General features: G+C 34.1%; 3 protein-coding genes and 1 pseudogene. 3 read left to right on the top strand and 1 reads right to left on the bottom strand.

The window, feature by feature from the left end; genetic code table 11:
* Positions 1-156: 156 nt before the first annotated feature.
* The 3 genes and pseudogenes from V7150_RS23750 to V7150_RS23760 form a co-directional block, all read left to right on the top strand.
* Complete coding sequence (locus tag V7150_RS23750; RefSeq protein ID WP_420490326.1) at positions 157-717, top strand: YkoP family protein; 561 nt, start codon at positions 157-159, stop codon at positions 715-717.
* Between the two features lie 119 nt (positions 718-836).
* On the top strand, positions 837-1,103 hold the full coding sequence (locus V7150_RS23755) for a hypothetical protein (RefSeq protein WP_335523146.1): 267 nt from the start codon (positions 837-839) through the stop codon (positions 1,101-1,103).
* A gap of 194 nt (positions 1,104-1,297) precedes the next feature.
* Positions 1,298-1,480: pseudogene (locus V7150_RS23760) on the top strand (HAD family hydrolase); the annotation flags it as partial.
* 312 nt (positions 1,481-1,792) lie between these two features.
* Here V7150_RS23760 and V7150_RS23765 read toward each other — a convergent pair.
* Positions 1,793-2,674, bottom strand: coding sequence for a VanW family protein (locus tag V7150_RS23765; RefSeq protein WP_335523149.1), 882 nt, complete (start codon positions 2,672-2,674; stop codon positions 1,793-1,795).
* Between the last annotated feature and the right edge of the window lie 343 nt (positions 2,675-3,017).

Here is a 3,017-nt window from a genome sequence, read left to right on the forward strand (position 1 = left end):
GTTGGGGATGATAATTTTATTATGTAAACTAAATTCTAAAAAGATAGGCTAAAATCCGGCTTTATTTTGAATTTTTTCATATCCTTACATTACCATAATTAAAATGGAAATTGTATATCATCCTATGGATGAAGGTTGTGAAGGGAGTGTTAGGAATTGAGTTTACGTCTAACAATTTTATGGATATGGAAACTTATTGACCCATTATTTTATTTATTTTCTCGTTTGCATTACATTAACAATGATAAAAACAACCAATCCGTTTTCCGGGTGCGAATTACGAAATATAAAGGGAAGAATTACACACTTTCTGATGGCACAATGATTAACAGAAATGATCTTTTATTAAAAATTCATTTACACAATGTTAGGTTATTGAATGAATTTATTAAAATAAAAAATGATTTAATTAGAACAAGGTTGATGTATAGGTTAGTGCTCAATTCCATGCCTGTGCTGGCAAGTTATTTAAAAGGTCACCCTGAAGAGGGAAAAATAAAGGGTATTATTGGAATTACAACCATAAATAAAGGGATAAGGTCACTAGGGTTTGATTGCTATCCACCAGAAAACCGCCTTTATAAATATGTAAAAAAACTGGGTCAGCTGCCAATTTCCTTACTTTCCAGTTCTTCTTACCAACACTTTCAAAAAAATCATCTTACTTATTTATTTCTTTCAAAAGAAAAGCTTTATAATAAATACGGTCAGAATTGATCCAGTAAATAACATAGATTGCAGGGTTTCCTAAACATATTCTCCATGAAAATGCACAAATTAAGCAAATGGAAGGGCAGATAAATTTCCTTCCATTCCATGCAAAAGGAGTGCTGATGATGAGAAGCATAAGAAGACAACCGTTTTTCAAATTGTTTGCACCAAGACGAAGAAATAGAGGGGCAATGTGGGCGTCTCTTTTAGGACTTGGATTAAGTGCTGCAGTTGTTGGGGTAACAAGAGGGAAGCGTAAAAATTTTGTACTTCCATTTCAAAATGCAGTTAAAAACTTTTCACCGAAGACCAACATTAATTTGATGGACAATGCTGCCTTAACAGAGTTTTCGGAGGAGTTATTGGCAAGTGCATTGAAAAATAACAAATAAAAAAGTCCGCATTCGTGCAATGGGTTCGGTTTTGGAATAGAAAAATCAATTCGCACACGAATTTGCATCTTAATTATCAATCAAAATCTAAGTAAATTCACACCCGAAAACGCACAGTATTTAGTTCACTGTGCGTTATTTTGTGTTTTTTGGTATACTTATGTAAATTTTTCGAAGGTTTTATGGAATTTTATGTTAATGTGCAACCGGAAGACGCATTATTCGTTGGAGATGACATTGAAAAGGATATTAGTGGTTGTCAAAACGCAGATATAAAGGGCATATGGTTCAATCCTTATATGATCAAGAATGATACCGAAATAAAACCATATGCCGAGATCAATTCTTTTGATAGATTATTAAGTTATTTTACATAATAAACATAATCAGAAGGTGTTTTACTTCACAATATTTTTTATCACCGCTCCTATTGAATTAACACTAGGATTAGTATGCCCAATTCACATACGTTTTAACATATCAATTCGAAGGAGTCTGCTGGCTGCCAGCAGACTGTCGTGAATCACTATGCGAATTACAGTGTTATTTGTAGTGCTAAAATAAACAAATCATTGATATAACAATAAAATTAGGGGTACCAATTCTTGTGCGAATTAGTATCCCTTTTAGTTTGTTTTTTTATGTTTTCTACCTCAAAACCGAACCCGTTAGCATTCGTGCGGACTTTTTTAATACGGGGCAGGAGGAATCTTCCGCGGTAAATATTCAAGGGTGTCTGAAGAATAAAGAGTAATGATTAACAAATTTCCAAGTGTTCTTGCTCGGATTAATACAGGTTGGTTATACAAATTTTTAAATTCAAAATCTGGTCCATACCAGCTTACAGTTGCGTCCCGGCCCGGAGGGATATATGGAACCTTTCTGCTGTGAGAAAACCGCTGGATGATCTTTAAACCGGCATTATCAACAGCATTAAAAAGAGTGGATGATACTTGACAAATTCCTCCGCCAATGTCTTCAGCAAATTCCCCCCTTACAATGACAGGGGCACGTAAATACCCTTTTGCAGCCGTTCTTTTTCCAACAACTTTGTTAAAAGAAAATGCTTCTCCCGGAAAGACCACATAATTGTTAATAGCCTTTGTTGCTAATTGAATATTGGTCGAGCGTTTTTTATTATGTGAATTAAATGAGGTAACATAGCGTCCAATCCGTATGCTATGAATATTCCCAAGTAATTCACTATCGACTTTTGGGTAAACGGGAAGCATAGGAATTTCAAATTTTTCCTGTTTATCCGAAAAAAGATATGCATAAAATTGTTCCGTAAATGCATGGCGATGGATTCGATAACCAACTCGCTCGGATTGTATATTTCCAGATTGATCTAGGCTGGCATTCTCTGGCTCCAAGGAGTACTGTTTGTCCAGTTGGTCTAAAAAAAGATTGTATTTTTTCGAATCTATAATCGGTAAATCGGTATAAGGAAAGGAAAAATCCATTCGATTGATGTAAGTCACGTCCTGCCCATCTTTTGTAATGATTAAACTATCTGGAGAATTTATTTGCTGAACCGCTAGTACTACTCCAAAAATCCAAGGTAAAATCATATCTTCGCACCCCTCCTTCTATTAATATTTGTAGCAATTTACCATTTCATGTACCTTCCTGATTAAAGAAATATTTTTAAAAATCTTCCAATTGACACTTTACAATTCTTGAAGAGTAATATTATTATTATTTATTTTTTTTGATGAAAAAAATGGAGAATTATTGTATAGTAGCAATTGATAACAAGGAAATAGATAATTGCTAGCAGAGTGCTAAACGAGAAGAGGAAGTGTCCGAATTGAACCAAAATGACAGAATTCAATTAAATGTGAGGATCACGAAAGAAACCTCTATGAAGCTTGATGAAATTGTCGAGTATTATCAACAAGGATTAAAGCTTGG

The sequence above is a fragment of the Neobacillus drentensis genome (genome assembly GCF_036965245.1).
GTDB classification, from domain to species: domain Bacteria; phylum Bacillota; class Bacilli; order Bacillales; family Cytobacillaceae; genus Neobacillus; species Neobacillus drentensis_G.